Origin of the sequence: Chitinophaga sp. (genome assembly GCF_039596155.1) — a bacterium.
GTDB lineage: Bacteria > Bacteroidota > Bacteroidia > Chitinophagales > Chitinophagaceae > Chitinophaga.
The window spans coordinates 27544-50187 of sequence record NZ_JBCNKF010000028.1 but is presented as its reverse complement, the minus strand read 5'-3'; the positions used below and the strand labels follow the sequence as shown (position 1 = coordinate 50187).

Genomic DNA, 22644 nt, shown 5'->3' with positions numbered 1-22644 from the left:
AATGAGCGAACCAAAATACACCTACTGGCTGAAATCCGGCATTTACAGCGGATTACAGAAAATCGCCGTACTCCTGTTCGGGATCGGCAGTGTGCTGGTATTAACCCGCTCACTGACCAAGTCGGACATGGGTGTATGGAATCTCTTCCTCGTATATACCGGTATTATCGAGATCGTCAGACAAAGCCTGATTAAGAACGCTGTGATCAAATACATCAATGGTCACGCTGCGGAAGAACACCCCCATATACAGTCCGCTGCGCTGTACCTCAATATTGTGATCACCTGTCTGATCGGCATACTGATCGCGGCGTTCATCATTCCGGTAAGCAAAGTATTACAGGCACCGCCTTTAGCGATGGTGATGTACTTATTCCTGCCGGGGTTATTGCTGTTAATTCCATTCTCTCATTTTGAATGGGTACAGAATGCGAATGCTGATTTCAGGGGTATCTTCTGGGGGTATCTCAGCCGCCAGGGAACAAGTTTCTTACTGATCGTGGCGCACCTGCTGTTTACTCATCATATCTCTCTCACACACCTGATCCTGTATTTCGATGCGGGACTGGTATGTGGTACTATTGTATCCGGCTACTTTGCCAGGAACTTCATGACGCGTAAGATCAGGTATCACAAAGCATGGTTCAGCAGACTCTGGACATTTGGCAGGTGGGTATTTGGCACGAATGTGAGTTCATCATTGTTCCGTAATACCGATTCCTTCATCATATCTTCCTTCTTGGGTACGCCTTCCGTGGCACTTTACAATGTATGCCTGCGTATATCCAATCTTGTGGATGTACCCAGCCAGGTATTGGGAGATATACTTTTTCCCAAGACTGCGAAGATGATGGAAGATGGTAATCTCAGCATGGTGAAATACTACTATGAAAGAGCGGTTGGTACCATCCTCGCCATCGCAGTACCTGCCAGCCTGTTAATTGTATTGCTGCCCCGGCTGGTGATTGGTATCATTGCAGGGCAGGGATATATGGAAGCAGTACCTATTCTGCAGGTGACAATATTTTATGGATTATTCCTGCCATTCATCAAGCAGTTTGGCACTATTATGGATTCAATCGGCCTGCCCAAACTGAATTTCTATGTAATCACTGTAACGGCTATCTGTAATGTATTCATCTGTATGTTCTATACCCGTCAGATGGGATTGATGGGAGCTGCTTACGGTACGATGACCTCATATGGTATCTGCTTTATTATTACCCAGACCATCCTGCATCGTAAGCTCAACACAAGTTTATTCAATGTGGTAAAATATATGCTGCAATTCTATCCCGAAGCACTCTCTGTGGTACAGCAACGTTATTTACTTAAATGGAAAACCAGATGATCAGGAACAGGGATATCATCATAGTAGGCTTACAGCCATGGGACATCCGCATTGGAAGTAACTGTAAGAATATGGCATATGAGTTGTCACTGCACAACCGGGTACTTTATGTAAACCGTGCATTGGACAGGATTTCTGCCATCCGTTCTTCTACCGACGAGAAGGTGCTGGCCAGAAAAGCAAGTCTGCGTGGCGACACGAACGACCTGACACCGGTAAGCGCTGCTATCTGGACACTGGACCCGCGTACCGTACTGGAGTCTATCAACTGGATTCCTATGCCGGGGGTATTTGACAGGATCAACTTTATCAATAATAAAAGACTCGCCCGCGAAATCAACCAGGCTGCAAAACGGCTGGGATTCAACGATGCAATGTTGTTCATTGACAATGATTTTTTCCGTGCGCAGTACCTGCCCGAGTTGCTGGATGGTGTACAGGAAACTATTTATTATATCAGGGATAACCTGACCAGTCAGCCTTACTTTAAAAAGCATGGTGTAAGACTGGAGCCACAGCTGATGCAGAAAGCAACCATGGTAGCAGCTAATTCTGCTTACCTCGCAGCGTATGGCGCCAGGTATAACAAAGCATCCTTTGATATCGGGCAGGGTTGTGATTTCAGCTGGTTAAAAAATGAGCTGCCAGCTGTACAGCAATTCAAAAGTCCGGTGATTGGATATGTCGGTGCACTGATCACTTCAAGACTGGACCTCTCCCTGCTGGAAATGATTGCAACAGCGCGCCCTGACTGGACACTGGTATTGGTAGGCCCCGAAGATGAAGCATTTCGTAACAGTTCGCTGCATCAGTTAAAGAATGTGTATTTCACGGGTAACCGTCCTGCAACGGAGTTGCCGGCATGGATCAGCAGTTTTGATGTATGCATCAACCCGCAGGTATTGAACGGGATGACAATTGGCAACTATCCCCGTAAGATAGATGAGTACCTGGCACTGGGTAAACCGGTAGTGGCAACAGATACCATGGCGATGCGGATGTTTGCTCCTTACGTGTATCTGTGCAGTCAGCCTGCGGAGTATATCGCTCAAATTGACAAAGCCCTGCAGGAAGGTGATGATAGTCCCCGGCAGGAAGCAAGAAAAGCCTTTGCATTATCGCATACCTGGGAACAGTGTATACAGTTAATGGGGGCATATCTGGAACAAACTCAAAATGTGGAAGCATGAAAGATAACAGGTTTTCAGACGATCGTTTACTCGAGATCACTGTGACGATGTTCATCGCCTTCACATTGATCATACTGGCATTAAAAGTTTTATTCTTCTAAATATGCGACAGTCAATCACAAGAGCAGCACCTTTGAGAGGGTCCGGTGTACTGGACACTCCCCTGGCCTTTGCGGCTGTGGTGCTGGTAGCGATCGGCATCAGTTTGCTGGTGGGCTATTATGATTACCGCATAGGCCTGATCATCGCAGCGGGATTGATAGGTGGTGCAATGACCTTTATTTGTCTGTTCGATACCCGCCTGGGGTTTGTGATCACGACAATAGTAGGGTTCTTTATGTTTTACATCAAGCGCATGTCTGACGATGCCATTCCCATGGGTGTGGCGGTGGATGTGCTGACAGCGGTCACCTTCATCGGTGCTTACTACAGAAAGTCCATTCACAAACAGCGCATCTGGCAGTATATGAAGAACCCTGTTTCTTACATGTACATCATGTACCTGGGATTCCTGCTCATTGAACTGTTCAATCCATCTATGTATTCGGTATCGGGCTGGATCTTTACGGTGCGTAAGTTTGTGAACTTTGTGATGATCTATTTTATCGGCCTGTTTACATTCAACAGTGTCAAAGACGTAAAGGATTATCTCAAGCTCTGGCTCTTCCTTTCGGTGCTGAGTGGCGCTTATGGTTGCTTTCAGCAGTGGTTTGGGTTACTGGGCTTCGAAGAGCACTGGGTGGTGAGTGATCCGGTACGTTACCGGCTCTATTTCCAGGGCGGCGATATCAGGAAGTTCTCATTCCTCTCCGACCCTACAGCTTATGGTATCCTGATGGCGTGCAGCATTGTCTTTGCCATTGTACTGGCGATGACGACACAAAAGCCGAAACAGCGTAACCAGCTGATCGCAGGGATCATCATTATGGCACTGGGCATGGCCTTTTCAGGTACACGTACTGCTTACTTCATGATACCGGCCGGATTAGCCATCTATATACTCATGACGATCACGAACCGAAGGACGCTGCTCTTCATGGCCGGCTTCCTCATGTTCATCATAGTGCTCATGTTCGGGCCATTCTCCGGCAATAACACCGTGAACCGTATACGTACCTCCTTCCACCTGAAAGACGATGAATCCATGAATGTGCGGGATGCCAACAGGCATAATATCCAGCCTTACATCTGGCGGCATCCCATCGGCGGCGGTGTCGCTACATCAGGGGTATTGGGTATTCAGTACAATCCGGGCCATCCTTTGGCCGGTTTTCCGCCGGATAGTGGTTACCTCCGTACAGCACTCGAAACTGGCTGGATCGGGCTAATAATCACCATGACGCTATTCTTTGTAACGCTCCTGGTAGGCGTGAAAGGTTATTACCGAGCGCGGGACCGGGAAGTCAAGGCGCTGTATGTGGCCATCGTGACAGGACTCTATGCTTACATAGTAGCGCACTATGCACAGGTGGCCATCGGGCAGATACCGGGCGCGTTCTTCTTTTACAGCGCCATGGCCATCATCGTAAAAATGAAAGATTTCGAAACACCTTCTCATAAAAATTCAGACCAAGTAAAAACTATAACAACATGAAACAGCACATCAGTCTTATTTTAGTATTCCTCGCTACCACCCTCACCGTGAGCGCACAAAACAAAACTTTACCGTCTGCACCTTCAAAAGATGTATCTGCTGAAGACATCCAGGAGAAACTGGTACAACTCGCTTACGAAAACCCTGACCTGAAAGTCAGAGTGTACGAAAAACAAAGGGCCGGATATGAACTGAACAAGGCAAAGGGTAACTGGCTGAATTATGTAACAGTGAGTGCAAATATCAATGATGTAACAACCGGTCGCTTTAAAAACTCCGGCGACTATCGTGCGCAGGTATATTATCCGCTCTGGAACGTAGGTATCAATGTTCCGTTGGGTTCCCTGGTGGGCAAAGGTTCCGATGTGAAAGTGGCACGTGCGAACGTAAACATCGCATCTGCACAGGAAGAATCTGCTAAAAGACAGATCAAGGCGATGGTATTGTCTAAATACCACGATTACCTGATGAATAAACAATTGCTGGCGATGCAGATGGAGATCACCGAGGACGATTTTGCTGCCTTTACACAGGCGGAGAGCAAACTGGCTGCGGGTAGCATTTCTTACGATTCCTATACTTCTGCTTCGCAGTTGTATAACAATGACAGGACCAAGAAGCTGAACCTGGAAAGAGACCTGGCAAATGTAAAGCTGGAAATCGAAGAACTGATCGGTGTGAAGCTGGAGACTGTGATTGCCCAGTAAGCCGGGTCCCATTTATTCATTTTAATTATTTGTCATGGTAAAAAGTACCACTACAATTGTTGCACTATTGTTCGTAATGTGCATGCAAGCAGTGAACACCTATGCTCAACATCATATGGACAGTATTCTTATTCCGGTGAACCCATGGAATAAGATAGGCGCGCTCCTGCAACTGCCGGATGATTATAGTAAGTCAAAAAAAGAATACCCGCTGATTGTTTTCCTGCATGGCAAGAGCAAATCCGGGCACGATCTGTCGAAGTTATACCTGGAAGGTATTCCCTATTGGATCAATAATGGTGAGAAAATAGAAGCAGTGAATCCCGTTGATGGTAAACTATATAAATTTATTGTTGTAGCGCCCCAGGCTCCCAGCTGGGGGTTGAAACCGGTGGAAATAAAACGCCTGCTGGATGATATCGAAAAGCATTACCGTGTAGATCGTGGCAGGATATACCTCACGGGTTACAGCGCAGGTGGCTGGGCAACCGTAATGGCCATGACGGACAATGCAGCACTGTCTAATCGCATTACTGCCGCAGTACCCATGTCGGTAGCGACCATCGACGAAGCGAATATGAAACGCTTTAAACTGGTAGCGGATGCGAATATTCCAACCTGGTATATGGCGGGTACAGATGAGCCCCATTTCCTGGAAGAGTGCGAGCGATACAAGGATAGTACTAATTCATATAAGCCGAACCTGGCGAAGCTAACTATATTGGACGGGTTTGCACATCATACCTGGAAAGCGTTGTATGATACGAAGAATAAGCAATATGGTATGAGTATCTATGAGTGGATGTTACAATACAAAAAGTAATAGCACATTCATCGCTGGTGCGGATAAAACGATTATTATAAAAAGAGGTTGTTTCAAAAATTACTTTGAAACAACCTCCCTGCTATTTTAATTCACCTTCATAAACTTACTGGTTAATTTCATGGACTTACCATCCGTAATTTCAAGAATATACAGCCCGCTGGACAAACCGCTTACGTCGAAGGTCTTCGTCACCGTATTCGTGTTACCCATGTAATAAGTGCCCCTGATATAACCACTGCTGTTAAATATTCTTACCACCAGATTGGCCGCGTCTTTGACTACCAATTTGAGATTGAGAGACGTTGCGGCAGGATTAGGATACACCTGTATAGTGACTTCGCTGTCATCTACAGTTGCAGACTTGCCATTGACAACCACCGTTACTTCATCGGTGGCGGTAGTGCCATATGTATCCGTAACCGTGAGACGGAAAACATAAGTACCCGGCTGGGAGAATGTAACTACCGGGTTTTGTGCAGCCGTATTCAGAATCGTTGTCCCGTCAACAGGTCCACTTACCAGTTCCCATTTATAAGTTGAAATATAATTATTAGTGATAGAGCCTGCGCCTGTCAATGTTACAGTATTGACTGTCGGCAGTGTGATCGTTTGATCCGGGCCGGCATTGGCAATTAAAGTACCTGCGGCAGCTTTTACAATAATATTGATATCATCAGTCGCGGTGGCGCCATTATTGTCTGTCACTGTCAGTCTGAATACATAGGTACCCACATAAGAGAGCTGGTTGATATCTGTTTTTGCAGCAGCAGCAGATGGCAGTGAAGCGGTGCTTGGGCCGGAGACCTGCGTCCATTTGTAAGATGCAATAGAACCATCGCTGTCGTAAGAGCCTGCACCATCTACGGTGGTGGTATTCCTCGGCATGGTGATGGTGATATCAGCACCCGCCACTGCTACCGGCGGTTTATTGGCAGGAGGTGTTGAGGTAACAGCTGATTTTACGGTGATGGTGACCTGGTCAGTCGCGGTGGCGCCATTATTGTCTGTCACTGTCAGGGTGAATACGTAACTGCCTGCGGTGGTCAGTTTGGTTACAACCGGAGCGGCAATGGTTGCGCTGCTCAGTGTTGCTGTAACCGGACCTGAGGTCTGCACCCATTTGTATGCACTGATTGTACCATCGCTGTCCGTCCCGGTACCGTTCAAAGTAACAGTAGCTGTAGGTAGTGTAATGGTCTGGTCTGCACCTGCATTAGCAGTAGGTGCTTTGTTGGCCGCAGCGGTTACGGTGATCGTCACCTGATCGGTAGCCGTTGCACCGCCATCATCGGTCACGGTCAGCGTGAATACATAGGAGCCGGCAGTAGTCAGGTTTGTAATCACCGGAGACGCAATCGTAGCGTTACTAATGGTGGTCGTAACCGGACCGGAGGTCTGTGCCCATTTATAAGATTTGATCGTACCATCGCTGTCTTTTGAGCCAGTACCATTTAAGGTAGCCGTGGATGCAGGCAGCTGGATGCTTTGATCGGCGCCGGCGTTGGCGGTAGGTGCTACATTGGTGGAAACGGCTGCTTTAACGGTGATGGTCACATTATCGGTAGCCGTTGCACCATCATCATCCGTTACAGTCAGCGTGAATACATACGTACCGGCAGCAGTCAGGTTCGTGATAACGGGAGATGCGATAGCCGGGTTGCTGATAGTACCTGTCACCGGACCGGAGGTCTGTGACCATTTATACGATTTAATAGTACCGTCACTGTCTTTTGAACCTGTACCGTTGAGGGTCACAGTGGTGGCAGGCAATGTGATCGTCTGGTCAGCGCCTGCATTGGCAGTAGGTGCAACATTCGCTGCATTTACAGTAATGGTCACCTGGTCGCTGGCAGTAGCACCAGCATTGTCAGTTACAGTCAGTGTAAAAACATAGGTGCCCGCAGCGGTCAGTTGAGTTAAAACCGGAGAAACGACTGTAGCACTGCTGAAAGTCACCGTCACAGGACCTGAGGTCTGTACCCATTTGTACGATTTAATGGTACCGTCACTATCAGTAGATCCGGTACCATTGAGTGTAACAGTTGTAACGGGTAAAGTAATTGCCTGGTCAACGCCTGCATTGGCGGTAGGCGCAACATTGGCGGCGGTACCGGATGCATATTCATCGGCACCTACGTCGAATGCGCTACCCTGTGGACGGGCGTTACCATCTATATCAGTTTTAAAATAAGCACTCAGATCTTTACCCTGGTCGATCGCAGGGGAACCTGCAGCCAGGTGGAAGTTCTTATTGGCGGCGTCTACAAACTTCACCGTATTCACATCGGCATAATTCAGGCTGTTCGACGCTGTATAAGAAATACCGGATTGTATAGTAAGATAGGCAAGTGTGCCTCTGGAAGCCAGGGAACCGGGTTTCACCGCCAGGTTGTTCGCAAATATATTGCCTGTACCGTCGGTACCATTTGTATTCTGCATACGAATGGCATCTCTGCCGGAATTGACAATGGTGTTGTTCATCACATACACCTGCAATGGTTTGTAGTTTTGTTTGGTAGGACGATCATCAATGAAGATGGCATCCTGGCCAATGCTGGTGCCGTCTATTCCGCAGTCACTGAGGATGTTGTTGTACACATAACTAAGCCCTGTACCGAATACTTCGATCCCGTTACCGGTACCTTTGATGATCGTATTGTTGTATACTTTCCCGTTAGACTCACCACCAAGGATAATACCTGCCTGCTGGCTGCCTTTGTTCTGTACGCCGTAATTAGATACTTTATTATTATAGATCTCCACGTTCTCAGGAGCAGAAGCAACCTGGATACCATCCCATCCGGTGTTGGCAGTGATGACGTTGTAGATTTTCAGGTTGTAAATGCGCGGCGGCAATACAGTTGTAGATACGCCGTTGCAGGTAACTGTTTCCCCGTTCGGAGCAGTGTTCCCGATGTACATGCCTTCGCCGGTTACATCGTGGATGTACATGTCATGCAATTTTACATTTCTGATGGAGAAGGTCGGATAAGTATTATTGACGTCACAGTCAGGATTTACTTTAGCCATTACCCCTACTTCAGAATTAGTGATCTCAAAGTGATCCGCTTCATAATCGGTACAACCCTTACTGATACCCAACCCCACATTCAGTTTTTTGCTGACGCCATCCACACTGAAACCATAGAGATCAGCGCTACCGGTACCGGTTACTTTAAAGTATTTAGCATTATTGAATACGAAGCCATAGCTGCCGCCGTTACCGATCTTAACCTGCCCGCCACAATTGATGAAGACAATTGGTTTGGCAGCGGTACCCGTGATGTTGAAGAACTGAATATAGGCGTAGTTGCCGGACTGGATACATACGGTATCGCCGGGTTTCGCACCCAGGTTTGTACCATTAATATAAGCACCACCATCGGCGCCGGGCGTGATAAGGAACTTACAACCAGCACAGGCGGTTTTGCCACCGGTAGCAGCGTTGACAGTCACAGACGCGGTTTTGCTGCTGCTGCCGGACGAATTCTTTACCGTCAGTGTAAATACGTAATTACCAGCTACGAGATTGCTGGCGCTGATCCTGGCGGTACTCGTGCTGGAGAGAGAAGCAGTGGAAGGACCAGATGTTTGTGCCCATGTATAACTGGTAATGGTACCTGTAGAAGCGGAACCATCTAATGTCGCGGTATTGGCAGGCAATGTAATGCTCTGGCTGGAAGTCGTAACTGCAGCCACAGGAGCGGCTACCGTAGCGGCATTCACAACAACGGTCACTGTCTGTGAGCTACTGCCTGCAGAGTTGGATACGGTGAGTTTAAAAACGTATGTACCCGCTACCAGGTTGCCCGCTGTGATCTTAGCGGTGCTGGTGCTGCTCAGGGTCGCAGTAGAAGGGCCTGAGGATTGTGTCCATGCATAGGTAGTGATTGTACCTGTAGAAGTAGACCCATCGAGCGTAGCGGTATTTGAAGGTAAGGTGATGGTCAGGTTAGAAGACGCTACGGCGGCTACCGGAGCAGATATGGTAGAAGATGAGTTGCGGCTGTACTGCAACATCCATTCGTAAATGTTAGGATTCTGATAGGTGTGATTGGGATCGTAAGCTTTGTCCCATACGTCGTCGCTGTGGGTGCCACCATTGTATTCAGTAGCAATAGGTGTGATAGAAGGACTGCAACCCTTCATATCGGCAATATAGTTACGCTGGTTGCCAATGAAGCTGTCAGCAGTGCCACAAAGCATCCATACGGCGAGTTTGCTGCTGGCTACATTACAAAGTCCTGCGAATTTGTTGGCATCGATAGCAGCTGAAGATACGGGTACGATAGCAGCCAGGTTATCTGAATAGGTCGTTCCGGAGGCGATGTAATTTAATACACCATAACCGCCGGCACTGAGCCCGGTCAGATAAATACGGGATGCATCAATTCGGTACCTTGATTTGATATCATTCAGTACATTCTGCACCATGGTTTCGCTGGCCCATCCATTGGGGATTTGCGGGCATACCACGATAAATTTAAACAGCTTTCCGTTCACCGTGTACTGCATCTTTGCACCGTTAGCAATCATCTTCGGTACACCATGCGCGAGTACAGCATTAACATCAGTTCCTCCCTCTCCTACACCATGCAGAAAAATGAGCAAAGGATAACTGGTTGATGTACTGTTGTAATCATCCGGTAAATGTAACCAGGCGCCTGTGGTTTGGCTGGGACCCAGTTTTACGGTGATGGCAGTCTGGTCTCCCTGGGCTTTCATTACATAGGGATACAGTAATGCACTTAATGACAGACAGGCACATATTAGTAGCCTGACAATAGGTGGTAGGTTCTTCACGTTTGGTTAAAATTTAGTAGCGTTTTACAATAGCCGACGTTTTTATTAATACTTAGAGTCGATCTGATGTGTCTCAATCGTCCCGGGCAAAAATAGGATACATATTTGTTTTTTAATAAAAAAAACAAATATAAAGTATTATATAATCTATAATAATTAAATATACGTAAGTTACTGATGAAAAACAACATACAGCTCTATTTTCCACCTTATTTTTTTGAATTTAATTCCGTGGTGACGATTGTTCCAATTTAGCTTACTCATAGGGATGATTTTAATAGCTAAAAACTCAGGATATGATCAGTGAAATTTTAAATCTGACTGTATGACTATACGTGAAATTATAAACACAGATTTTCTATTTTTTGTTTTCACTTTTTTACTTTTTTCAGTATTCAATTTAAGGGATACATTACAAATTTGTATAGAGATAAAATTTTCTTATATGGCAATAGAAACTTTGTACAGGCAGTATCGTTATGACCTGTCAGGAACAAAGGTATTGTGTATGTGAAAAGAGTAATTACGACTGAACCGGGTTGCTGCTATCTTTGGGTTAATGAGATAAAAATTACTACCGTATAATCTGATCTTTCTTCGTCACCTCCTGTATTTTGTTCAGTAACAGGATTCCTTTTACTGCGGCATTGATAGGTACGTTAGGTCTTTCGCAATTGAACCTGTGTAATATTTTGGGACTGAAATCTTTCTTATGATTGCCTGTGCCAAAGATCACATCGATCGGATCCGGGCCTTCGAGTAGTGTGTTAAAGAAAATTTTACTGACGCCTGCATCGGTGTGCGGAAATGCAAATGCCCTGTAAGGAAGTTGGAACTGCTGTACGAGGAAGTCAACTGATTGCCTGGTCTGGAAGAGCTGCTCATCTAATGTGAGCTGGTTATAATAGGGATGATCAATGCTATGTCCACCAATAGCAAAGCCTTGTTGCAGAAGTGTGCCTACTTCATCGAGTGTTAAGAACGGTTTTACATCTGCCAGATATTCTGCGAATGAAATACCTAAGATCCCGGCTATTTCATCGGCCTGGCCTCTTGTGGTGTAAGTGATCTTCTTAATAGCTGACACGACACCTGATTCATCTGTCTGCAGATGAGTATACAGTGTATCAAGCGTTGCTTTTGAATGATGTGTAGTTTGCAGGTGCTCGATGATCAGGCTCAGTTTGAATTTATAAAAGAGGTTCTTATTATCGAGAAATGCGCTGTTCAGGAAGAAGGCTGCCGGTACTCCTTTGCGGAGGAGCATCGGGGTGATGATCTCTTTTACTTCGCGCAGACCGTCATCAAAAGTCAGGAGGAATGAACCGGTTGGCAAGGTCTCTCCTGTTCTCAGCGATTGAATAATTTCCTGTAAAGTGACTGGTTTGAAACGCCTGAGCAGGTAATCGAGATCTTTCTCAAAATCGCTGGTGCCTTTCCAGGGATAGAGATTTTTAATGTGCGGAACAGGTGCATCGCTTACCAGGTGATGATAGGGGAGCAATAAACTACCGGGACGTCTTTGCTTCAATACGGCAAGGGGTAACAGTTGCGCAGCACTGTAAAATGCGTTTTTTACCAGGCTCATATAATTTGAAAATCTCTTTAAAGGTATGAATAATTTCTGCTACTACTGCATAGACATAATCCTTACTCTATGCTGCGTTCCCCACTCCGCCAATACCTGGATCACCGGCTTGAGCGATTCGCTGTAAGCCGTCATCATATACTTCCCATCTTCCCCTTTTCCGATCAGGCCGTTCACTTCAAGTTCATGCAATTCCTTCGATAACATCTTCGGTCCTATGCCCGCCAGCTCCCGCTGCAGGTCCATAAACCGCTTCCCTCCCATCGCCAGGCACCCAAGGATCGTCACCTTCCACTTTCCACCAATGATATCCAGCGTATCCTGGATCGCCAGCAGCTGGCGTTTGCAATCATATATCTTTTCACCGGGACAAACCATATACTAAGTTTTAATTTTACATCAGCCCCCGGGAAAATCACTTCCATAGAGGGTAGCTTTATAACATCGTAAAGTTAACCTATTTACTTTTGTTCAAAATGATAAATATGGAATTTGAAGTCATCATTGTCGGCGGCAGCTACGCCGGGTTACAAGCAGGTATGACACTCGGCCGCGCCCTCAGAAACGTGTTGATCATTGACAGCGGCAAGCCCTGTAATGCGCAAACCCCGCATTCACATAACTTTCTGACCAGAGATGGAGAGACGCCTGCAGCGATTACAAAAGTGGCACTGGAACAACTCAGCACTTATAATACCGTACAATTGCTACATGGCAAAGCCGTACATGGTGAAAAGACAGCCAGCGGATTTGCTATCACTACCGAAGCCGGTGATACATTCACCGCAAAGAAACTCATGATTACGACAGGAATCAAAGACCTGTTACCTGATATTCCCGGTGTTGCGGAATGCTGGGGTATTTCTGTGATCCACTGCCCCTATTGCCATGGTTATGAGGTGGCTAACCAGCCTACAGGTATTCTGGGTAATGGCGATGGTGGCTTTGAAACTGTCAAGCTGATACAACACTGGACAAAGGATCTGACTTTGTTTACCAACGGGCCCTCTACGCTCACCGGTGAAATGATGGAACAGTTAACCCGCAGACACATCCGGGTCATTGAAACACCCCTGAAAGCCATAATTCATGATCAGGGTTATCTCAGTGCCGTGGAACTGGCTGATGATACCAAAGTACCGCTAAAAGCCGTTTACGCCCGCGTGCCGTTTATACAACATAGTGACATCGCGGCACAACTGGGATGTGAGTTCACTACATCCGGGCATATTAAAGTCACCGAGTTTGGAAAGACAACCGTGGAAGGCATATATGCAGCCGGCGATAATTGTAGTATGCTGCGCGGGGTGGCGAATGCTGTTGCAGCAGGACTGGCTGCTGCCGCCTTTGTAAACAGGGAAATGATCTGGGAACAATTTGAAAACGAGTAGTAACGTGAGGGATGCATCAGCTGACAAAATTCTCCCGCCGGGCAGGCCTTTGCGCGAAGTGCAGGGGCCGCACCATTCCCGGTATGCCTCCGGCCGAAAACCCCTTTGGTAAATTTATGATGAAAACATTCTCTAATATGTTATAACTTAGCAGGATATATCCCTACTATGTCACGCTATACCCATTTACTAACGGTCATGTTGGTACTATGCTGTTGCCACCAGGGCTTCGCCCAGACAGCTGAACTCTACCATTATCAGGATCTTTCCCACATTTTTTACCAAAAACAGGTCGATTCAATCAAGAAGGCATGGATCTGCCCTGCCATTTACAAGGAAAAAGCCACACAAAAACAGTACAAAGAATATTGGGACGACCGTACTGACTTCTTAACCAAAGCGATTAAAGATGACGATTATCTCTATGAACAGGATGTATACAAATATCTGGATAGCCTGATCAACCAGATCGTGCAGGCCAATAAGCAGCTGATACCTGCAAAGCCCCTCGTGCTGATCGACAGAAGTTCATCTGTCAACGCGTATGCTATAGGCGGCAATACCCTGGCGATCAACCTGGGCCTGCTTACCTTTAGCCGTTCACGCGAAGATCTTGCACTGACCATTGCCCATGAGCTCTCGCACAACATCCTGCTTCATGCTGAAAACGCCATGAAACAACGGGCCGAATGGATCACTTCCGACGCGTACAAAACCTCCATGAACGCTGTACTGGACTCAAAATACGAAAGACTCACCCGGCTTAAAAAGATCTTTGAAGGCTATTCCTTCAGCAGAAGCCGTCACCAGCGCTACCATGAAAGTGATGCTGATTCGCTGGCCATCATCCTGCTGAAAAAGAGCGGCATCCACTTTGATCCTACTTTCTTCCTGCGGCTGGATAGTGCAGACCTTCAATACAAACAGCCGTTAAAACAGCCTCTGGCAACTTACTTTGCGGCCTATAACATTACCATAGATAATGCATGGACACAAAAACGTTCCAAAGGATTATCGACCAAAGTTTACAATTTTAAAGATACCACATCACATATCCAGGATTCATTAAAGACCCATCCGGAATGCGTAGAGCGCTATAATAAGAATTTAGCAGCACGGGACGCTGCTGCCAACTACACACCGATACCGGCTGCAATCAGGTCAAAAGCCATGAAAATGCAGTTATGGAACATGTACATGAACATGAACCTCACGGCTTGTATGTATTCGATTATGCTTGAGAAAGACAATGGAACCACAGATCCATGGTACGACTTTATGGTAGCCAATGTCATCTCAGGACTGTATTACGCAGACAGGGACCTTAGCAGGTTCAATGCTGTCGGTGTTACGCCCAAAGAGTTTATCTCCAGGGACTATTACGAATTACAGACTATGTTTGAACAGATACCCCGGGAAAAGCTGGAAGAATTAAGCAATAGCTTCCTCACCGCCCATACAGCCAGCAACAGCAAAAAGGACGAAGCTGCATTTCACCGGTTAATGAAATCACTTACTACAGACGCTGACATTTCACAAACCAGCAAAACCAATATAGGCAATACTTTCATCAGGGGCAATGAAAATAGTTTATACGCTGAATTCGCACATAAATTTGACAAGCCTTAACAATTATCCCATACTACAACATTACAAATGAAGCAATTATTCCTGGCAAGCCTGCTTGTACTGCTGCTTACAAGCAACTCTTTTGCCCAAACGAAAGTTTTCAGAGAAGTTAGTAACAGTATCTCTACTTCTATCAGATCCATTGTACAGGACGGCAATCTGGTCGGTTATCTCGCCTTTACAGAACTGGAGCGGGCAAATGCAGATTCATTCAGGTACAAACTGAATATCATGGATGAAAACCTGAATGATATCGGCGTATTAAATTTCACAGAACTCAAGCTGGACCTACAGGCTGTCGCATTTGAAGGAGATGTGCTTTGCCTGGCTTATATGCGAAGTAACTTCGTTGGTTATGGCGATAAAAAAAGAAGGGAGCGAAAAGAACAACTGAGCAACGCATTCGTGAGTGTGTTCACGCAGTTCGTAAGCCTCGACGGTAAGATCATCAATACGAATAACGTGAAGGCAGCTGTGAATATCATGGACGCTTACAACGCAAACTTCTGGGATCGTAACCAGATCGGTCATGTACTGAAACATCGCATCCAGCTGAAGAATATGGCAGGTAAAGGCTTTGTATGCAGCTTTGGCGACAACAGCAAAAGTCACCTGATCCTGTACGACGCAACCGGGAAAAGCGTATGGCAGACTGACTTTACAGTACAGGCAGAGGCCTATACAATGCTCCTCTCCCAGCACGACATTTACCTGCTTTGCCAGAAGACGGAGAAACTCATTGAAGGTGGTTATTGGCTGATGGGCTATAACGTGGACAACAAAGCCGCTTTCACCAAGAAGGAATTACGTGATAAGGAAGGCCACCAGTTATCTGTAAAGACTTTCGAAAATGACCCGGTAACAGGCAGACCTTATCTGGCCGGTTATATCCTTCACCCCCGGAAAGGTAATAGTATACTGACTGTAAAGCAACTGGGCAAAGGGCCGTACATGGGTGTATATACTATGCAGGTAAAAGGTTCGGGCACGGGGGATATTGAAACTGCCTACAGCAACTGGACGGAAGGAAATATGACGGATATTTCAAAGAAAGGACGTTATCAGCCAACGAAAACATTTGTACGTTTTGAACCGGTGTTTAAGGACTACCAGGGCAATACCTTCTTTGCAGGTACTTCTTACAAAAGAAAGGCTAAATGGGGTTCTATTGGCGCTGCTGTGGTGACCTCCCCGACCATTATCGTACCGTTGTGGATCATCGGTATTGGCGGTACCCAGAAGGCACAGGCAAGAGATGCGATGATTTTCAAACAGGATAAGAAAGGGAATTTCAGTTATGTGACTGCTATCACTACTGCACATAGCCGTTGGCTGCCAGGAAAGGTGTCTGCCTTCAACCTGTTGTCGCCGATTGATTATTACGCGGTAACGAATAGTGACACGAAATCGAACTACCTGATCTTAAGTGATAAGAAGACAGTGAATATCTTTGACGTGAATAAACAGAAAGTAGTTCGCCAGATACCTCGAAAAGAGGGTGCTGTCACCACGAGTATTTATCCGGCCAAGGAAGGGCATATTATGGTGTCTGAGTACAATAGCGTTGAAAAGACCAGGACGTTTAATATTGAGGCACTGTAAGGCATTCGGACGTATCAGCTAATCGCCGCGGACGTATTATTGAAGCATATAATCGCATTACACATACAAAAGTATCAAGCGGCCGGCGCACTGAATCTAACCAGGCTCCGGCCATTTTTTCATCATCACGAATTGTCTCAACAGTACTCAATATGGCGGATAGTCCTTTATATAAAAAGCTCTGCCAGCTCGAATTAAACAATAAATCCCCTTTCTACCGGAAGGTATACGGGCGAGCCGGTATCGACGAAATTAAAAATCACCGCAGTAGCCAGCTACCTCCGCAACCGCCGGAAAATAAGGTGTTTAAGGACGCTCTTGCCGCAAGACTGCTGGGTGTATACTTCATCTGGCCATTCATTATCTTCATGGCTATGAACCCGAAGACATGGTGGTTCTATGCTGCAATCGTTTTATTCCTCCTGCTGGTGGCCGGTATTGGCAAAAGCCTTGAGATCTTATTCATCACACATATTATTGAAATTTCCAGCAAAGGGCTCCGGGTAGAAAAAGACCGTTATAGCTGGACACAAATTGAGGGCGTTTTTATCATGCTGCGTCCTGGCAGGTATCAAACCTACAAACTGGTCATTGCCGCACACGGGGGAAAGTTCAAAACATATGATTTGAGATATTACATGGTATGGAGTAGTGACACACAGGAAGCGATAAGGCATTACATTACCCCTCATCTGCCCCTGTCCGACTGATATTTATCTTTTAATGTCCCGCATCAACCTGAGAAAAAACAAACATTTCAATTAAGCTGTCACAGTGCCAATAAAAAACCGCTTTCGCCAATGGCAAAAGCGGTTTTTTTATGCATATTTTATGAATGATTACAGGCCAAATGCTGCTTTCACTTTATCAACATAATCCAGTTTCTCCCATGTAAACAGCTCCACTTCTACACTCTTCTCATACTTCTTACCTTTGTTGAATACCTTGGTTACCACTTTGCTCTCACGACCCATATGGCCATAAGCTGCTGTATCGCTATAAATAGGGTTACGCAGTTTCAGGCGCTGCTCGATCGCATAAGGACGCAGGTCGAAGATCTCTTCCACTTTACGTGCAATCTCGCCATCTGTCATATTCACTTTTGCAGTACCGCGGGTATCGATGAATAAACCACAAGGCTTAGCCACACCGATTGCGTAAGATACCTGTACCAGTACTTCGTCAGCCAGTCCTGCAGCTACCAGGTTCTTGGCAATGTGACGGGTAGCATAAGCCGCTGAACGGTCTACTTTGGAAGGATCTTTACCAGAGAAAGCACCACCACCGTGCGCACCTTTACCACCGTAAGTATCAACGATGATCTTGCGGCCGGTCAGACCGGTATCACCGTGAGGACCGCCGATTACGAATTTACCGGTTGGGTTGATGTGGTAAGTGATCTGGTCGTTGAACAGTGCCTGCAGGGCTGGTTTCAGCTGCGCCTTTACACGTGGAATAACGATGTTGATCATGTCTTCCTTGATCTTCGCCAGCATTTTTGCTTCTTCATCGAAATCATCGTGCTGTGTAGAAATGACGATAGTATCGATACGGATAGGCTGGTTATCATCAGAATATTCGATAGTTACCTGGGATTTAGCATCCGGGCGCAGATAAGTGATTTCTTTATTTTCACGACGGATAGCCGCCAGTTCGATCAGGATCTTGTGTGCCAGATCGAGTGCGAGTGGCATATAGTTTTCGGTCTCTTTGGTAGCGTAACCGAACATCATACCCTGGTCGCCGGCACCCTGCTCTTCAGGACTTTTACGCTCAACACCCTGGTTGATATCCGGAGACTGCTCATGAATAGCAGAGAAGATACCGCAGGAGTTAGCCTCGAACATGTATTCACTTTTGGTATACCCTATCTTGCGGATTACCTCACGCGCAATTTCCTGCACATCCAGGTAAGCTTCGGATTTAACTTCACCAGCCAGCACCACCTGACCGGTAGTTACCAATGTTTCACAGGCAACTTTAGAAGTCGCGTCATAGGCTAAGAAATTATCTATCAATGCGTCTGATATCTGATCGGCAACTTTATCCGGATGTCCTTCGGATACTGATTCTGAGGTAAATAAATAAGGCATAAAATAATTGAATTTCGGCTTTAAGATTAGTAAATCTAGTACAATTTACCATATTTTAGTCATTTGGTGGTATGCCTAATGGTAAACTAGGGCAAAAATAAGTAATCTAACTATATTCCAGCGATTTAATAGGGAAAATATTCGTTAAAGCAGGGTGAAATCAGTGAAGCGGGTGAACGGGATAGCGAAGGTAAGATACGGTCATGAAAAAAAGGAGACTCCCCTAAAAATAAACACACCCAAGAGAAGCGCTGATAAAACCCTGAAAAAACAAGGAAAAAAAAGGGATGCACCATATGGTACATCCCTTTCTATCACTTCACGACCGGCTTTACTTACCCAGCAGCTGCATATACAGCTGCAGGTAATCTGCCAAATCTTCATTATCTTTCTTGTACGGCAGAATGATCTTACCCTTGTCGGCTTTCAGTTCATCCACCACTTTCTTGTCTGTCTTTTCTCCGGCCAGTACCACCGCATCCGCGTACTTCGCTGCTCCCTTGTTCAGGGCAGTATTGGTACCTTCTTTATACAGTTCTATATCTTTTTCCTTGATCTGGTTGCTGATAGTCGCTTTTTTAACGAAGCCGGCACCCAGGTTCTCCGTGAAGGAATTAGGCTCTAAAGAGTAAACTACCTTTGAATGGGCAAATACAGGCTCTTTTTTATAAGCTGTTTTCAGGTACAACGGAATGAGGGAGGTCATCCAGCCACTACAGTGGATGATGTCAGGAGGCCAACCGAACTTCTTCACTGTCTCTAATGCACCTTTACAGAAAAATACAGCACGCGCAGCATTGTCGTCGTAGAACTGGTCATTTTCGTCCGTAAATAACGCTTTTCGCTTAAAGTAGTCCTCGTTGTCAAGGAAATACACCTGCAAACGGGCATTTGGCAACGACGCCACCTTGATAATCAACGGATAATCATCTCCTTCAATCACGATGTTAATGCCTGACAATCGTACCACCTCGTGCAACCGGTGCCTTCTCTCATTGATAATGCCAAAACGGGGCATGATCACCCGCACTTCCAGCCCTGACTCATTGGACTTAATTGCCATTTTATTGACCATAGCCGCATAATCTGTCAGTTCCAGATAAGGCGACATCTCCTGAGCAATAAAAAGAATTCGTTTCTTTGTGGACATCTAATGCTGATATTAATGCAGTAAATTTAAATTTGGTTTGCAAAATTACGGATTTTTACCGGAACAAAAGACAAATTGGCACTTTTAACATCCTTTTAAGCAATAAATTATGTATTTATTCAAGCGAAAAGACGAACTGGAAAGGCACTTAACAACAGCCCGGAATGAGGGAAAACACATTGGTTTTGTGCCAACTATGGGGGCTTTGCACCGGGGTCATATCTCCCTGATCAATGCTGCAAAAGAAAATTCTGACCTGGTGGTTTGCAGCATCTTTGTAAACCCCACACAGTTCAATGATCCGAAAGATTTCGAAAAATACCCGGTTACTATAGATCAGGACGTATTGATGCTCACTGAGGCCGGATGTGATGTTTTGTTCCTGCCATCTGTGCAGGAAATGTACCCTGACGGGTTGACTGCCAAAATGCATTATGACTTCGGCACACTGGAAACGGTGCTGGAAGGTGCTGCCAGACCCGGACATTTCCAGGGAGTGGGCCAGGTAGTGCACCAGTTGTTGAACCTGGTGCTGCCTGATAAATTATTTATGGGCCAAAAGGATTTACAGCAGTGCCTGATTATAAACCGGTTGCTTAAGATCATCGATTCCCATGTAGAACTCGTCATCTGCCCTACCCAACGTGAAAACGACGGGCTGGCAATGAGCAGTCGCAACCTGCGGTTAAACCCTGCCGAGCGGGTGAATGCGCTGCACTTGTACCAGGGCCTGTCTTATATCAAACACCATTACAGAAAGGAACCGTTCAGTGAACTGAAGGAAAAAGCCGTGAACGACCTGAAGGCCAGCGGGTTCGAAGTGGACTACGTAGAACTGATCAGTATCCTGGAAGACGGTTCCGTGATCTTCCCGGAAAATGCAGCGACCACACCACTCTATGCAGTAGTAGCTGCCAAAGAAGTAAGCAGCGGGGTGCGACTGATCGACAACATATTATTATAAAGGCTTAAACGGGGGAAGACCGGCAGGCTCCCCCTGAAAATATGATGACACTGATCACCTTTTGTCACATTCATTTATTTATCCGTAACTTTGCAGCCGCACGCAGAAATACGTTATGCAGATTGAAGTATTGAAATGTAAGATTCACCGCGCAGTTATCACGGAAGCCAACTTACAATATGTAGGTAGCATCACGATCGACGAAGATCTGATGGATGCCGCCGGCCTTATCGAATATGAAAAGGTACAGGTAGTAAACGTGAATAATGGCGAACGCCTTGAAACCTATGTACTGAAAGGTAAACGGGCTTCAGGTGTAATATGTATGAATGGCCCGGCTGCCCGCCTTTGTGCCGTAGGTGATATTGTCATCATCATCTCCTATTGTACAATGGACTTCGAAGAGGCCAAAAAACATACACCGATCGCTGTTTTTCCAAAAGAAAATAATAAATTGTAAGCGTAACCCCTAAAATCAGACGTGCTATGCCCAAATCGCTCAAGACTATTCTCAATTTTACAATATTTTTAGCGATAGGTTTAGGTTTGATATGGTTGGTTACTCACAATCTAACTGCACAGGAAAAGGAAGATATCATCCGTAGCTTCCGAAAAGCCAACTACTGGCTTATCATCCCCGTTATTTTCGTTGGTATAGCAAGTCACTGGTATCGTGCCGTACGCTGGAAACTACTTATGGAACCTCTGGGTTATCACCCAAGTACCCTGAATACTTTCTTTGCGGTCATGGTGGGCTACCTCGCTAACCTTGCCATTCCCCGCCTGGGAGAAGTGACCCGTTGCGGCATCGTAGCCCGCTACGAGCATATTCCGGCTGAGAAACTGGTAGGTACTATGATTGCAGAAAGAGCGGTCGATATGCTCTTACTCCTGCTCATCATGGTGGTGACCGTTGCTTTGCAGCTGGATACGGTGGGCATGTTCTTTACCCATAGCATCTGGGAACCACTGCAGCATAAAGCCGGTGGCAATAAAACCTGGGTACTTGCCGGCATTCTTGTGGCACTGGTTGTGCTGGGCTTTATTGCTTTCCGCATCATTGCCCGTTCCAAAATAGGCGCCAAAGTAAAAGGTATCTTCAAAGGTGTGTGGGAAGGTGTACTCTCTATCGGCAAGATGCAGAAGAAAGGCTGGTTTATCTTCTACTCCTTCTTTATATGGGCACTGTACTTTACCATGATGTACCTGGGTTTCCTTTGCATGGACGAAACCAGGTCACTCGGTGTAGGCGCCGCCCTCTCTGTATTATGCTTTGGTAGTATCGGTATGATCGTCACCCAGGGCGGCATTGGCGCCTACCAGATCCTGGTACAGCAAACCCTTCTCCTATATGGCATACATGCTACCACCGGCTACGCTTTTGGCTGGATCGTATGGCTCGCACAGACACTGATGGTCCTTGTACTGGGATTTGCCAGCCTGATCGCATTGCCCGTTTACAACAAAGGGAACCGGCAACCTGTTACGCAGTAAATACAAACTATAGATACAATAAAAGGGGCTGTCAACTTATCGGGACAGCCCCTTTTATTTCCCATGCCGGCAAATGTAATTTTCAGCGTTTTCCGCTGGCTGATGATCCCTCTCCCTATTCCTGGCCGCATCCACGATAATTAAATTTCAATTCCTTATCTTTAAGTAGATATCACAAATTTAACATTGGATTTTCCTTAAAATCTGGTATTGTTGTGATTATGGTTATATATCATATAACCTACAACGTTAATTGCCCTTT

Annotated in this window: 17 protein-coding genes; 12 read left to right on the top strand and 5 right to left on the bottom strand. The window is 46.0% G+C overall.

The annotated features are described in order from the left end of the window. Position 1 precedes the first annotated feature (1 nt). The 5 genes from ABDW33_RS23560 to ABDW33_RS23540 all read left to right on the top strand — a co-directional run bounded on the left by ABDW33_RS23560 (position 2) and on the right by ABDW33_RS23540 (position 5665). Positions 2–1351: a flippase gene (locus ABDW33_RS23560; RefSeq protein WP_343692557.1), complete on the top strand. Its 1350-nt coding sequence runs from the start codon at positions 2–4 to the stop codon at positions 1349–1351. Beyond that, on the top strand, positions 1336–2541 hold the full coding sequence (locus tag ABDW33_RS23555) for a glycosyltransferase (protein ID WP_343692556.1): 1206 nt from the start codon (positions 1336–1338) through the stop codon (positions 2539–2541). Before ABDW33_RS23560 ends, ABDW33_RS23555 begins: the two co-directional genes overlap by 16 nt. Before the next feature lie 103 nt (positions 2542–2644). Beyond that, positions 2645–4135 carry an O-antigen ligase family protein gene (locus ABDW33_RS23550; RefSeq protein WP_343692555.1) on the top strand — a complete coding sequence of 497 codons (1491 nt, stop codon included), beginning with the start codon at positions 2645–2647 and terminating at the stop codon, positions 4133–4135. Continuing rightward, positions 4132–4842: a TolC family protein gene (locus ABDW33_RS23545; RefSeq protein WP_343692554.1), complete on the top strand. Its 711-nt coding sequence runs from the start codon at positions 4132–4134 to the stop codon at positions 4840–4842. The genes ABDW33_RS23550 and ABDW33_RS23545 overlap by 4 nt, the downstream gene beginning before the upstream one ends. A gap of 34 nt (positions 4843–4876) precedes the next feature. After that, entirely contained in the window at positions 4877–5665 is a 789-nt protein-coding gene (locus ABDW33_RS23540) for a prolyl oligopeptidase family serine peptidase (protein ID WP_343692553.1), read from the top strand. 87 nt (positions 5666–5752) lie between these two features. Here the strand turns inward: ABDW33_RS23540 and ABDW33_RS23535 are convergent, their stop codons facing one another. The 3 genes from ABDW33_RS23535 to ABDW33_RS23525 form a co-directional block, all read right to left on the bottom strand. Continuing rightward, on the bottom strand, positions 5753–10471 hold the full coding sequence (locus ABDW33_RS23535; protein ID WP_343692552.1) for a PKD domain-containing protein: 4719 nt from the start codon (positions 10469–10471) through the stop codon (positions 5753–5755). Positions 10472–11045: 574 nt separating this feature from the next. Beyond that, the gene (locus ABDW33_RS23530; protein ID WP_343692551.1) at positions 11046–12059 is read right to left on the bottom strand and encodes a polysaccharide deacetylase family protein; all 1014 of its coding nucleotides are present in this window, start codon (positions 12057–12059) and stop codon (positions 11046–11048) included. A 42-nt stretch (positions 12060–12101) separates the two neighbouring features. After that, a complete protein-coding gene (locus ABDW33_RS23525; RefSeq protein ID WP_343692550.1) occupies positions 12102–12437 on the bottom strand; it encodes a helix-turn-helix domain-containing protein in 336 nt (111 codons plus the stop codon). A 107-nt stretch (positions 12438–12544) separates the two neighbouring features. Between ABDW33_RS23525 and ABDW33_RS23520 the strand changes: the two genes are divergently transcribed. The 4 genes from ABDW33_RS23520 to ABDW33_RS23505 all read left to right on the top strand — a co-directional run bounded on the left by ABDW33_RS23520 (position 12545) and on the right by ABDW33_RS23505 (position 17391). Beyond that, positions 12545–13450, top strand: a complete 906-nt coding sequence (locus tag ABDW33_RS23520) for an NAD(P)/FAD-dependent oxidoreductase (RefSeq protein WP_343692549.1) — start codon at positions 12545–12547, stop codon at positions 13448–13450. Between the two features lie 168 nt (positions 13451–13618). Further along, positions 13619–15079: a M48 family metalloprotease gene (locus ABDW33_RS23515; protein WP_343692548.1), complete on the top strand. Its 1461-nt coding sequence runs from the start codon at positions 13619–13621 to the stop codon at positions 15077–15079. A gap of 27 nt (positions 15080–15106) precedes the next feature. Further along, positions 15107–16681: a DUF6770 family protein gene (locus ABDW33_RS23510; RefSeq protein ID WP_343692547.1), complete on the top strand. Its 1575-nt coding sequence runs from the start codon at positions 15107–15109 to the stop codon at positions 16679–16681. Between the two features lie 152 nt (positions 16682–16833). Next, the gene (locus tag ABDW33_RS23505) at positions 16834–17391 is read left to right on the top strand and encodes a hypothetical protein (protein WP_343692546.1); all 558 of its coding nucleotides are present in this window, start codon (positions 16834–16836) and stop codon (positions 17389–17391) included. Between the two features lie 129 nt (positions 17392–17520). Here ABDW33_RS23505 and metK read toward each other — a convergent pair whose 3' ends face one another. After that, positions 17521–18774: a methionine adenosyltransferase gene (gene metK / locus ABDW33_RS23500; protein ID WP_343692545.1), complete on the bottom strand. Its 1254-nt coding sequence runs from the start codon at positions 18772–18774 to the stop codon at positions 17521–17523. A gap of 331 nt (positions 18775–19105) precedes the next feature. Next, a complete protein-coding gene (locus ABDW33_RS23495) occupies positions 19106–19924 on the bottom strand; it encodes a glycogen/starch synthase (RefSeq protein ID WP_343692544.1) in 819 nt (272 codons plus the stop codon). A gap of 109 nt (positions 19925–20033) precedes the next feature. Between ABDW33_RS23495 and panC the strand changes: the two genes are divergently transcribed. The 3 genes from panC to ABDW33_RS23480 all read left to right on the top strand — a co-directional run bounded on the left by panC (position 20034) and on the right by ABDW33_RS23480 (position 22382). Further along, positions 20034–20888, top strand: coding sequence for a pantoate--beta-alanine ligase (gene panC, locus ABDW33_RS23490; RefSeq protein WP_343692543.1), 855 nt, complete (start codon positions 20034–20036; stop codon positions 20886–20888). 115 nt (positions 20889–21003) lie between these two features. Next, positions 21004–21348, top strand: a complete 345-nt coding sequence (panD, locus tag ABDW33_RS23485; RefSeq protein WP_343692542.1) for an aspartate 1-decarboxylase — start codon at positions 21004–21006, stop codon at positions 21346–21348. Positions 21349–21374: 26 nt separating this feature from the next. Continuing rightward, a complete protein-coding gene (locus tag ABDW33_RS23480; RefSeq protein WP_343692541.1) occupies positions 21375–22382 on the top strand; it encodes a lysylphosphatidylglycerol synthase transmembrane domain-containing protein in 1008 nt (335 codons plus the stop codon). Positions 22383–22644: the final 262 nt, after the last annotated feature.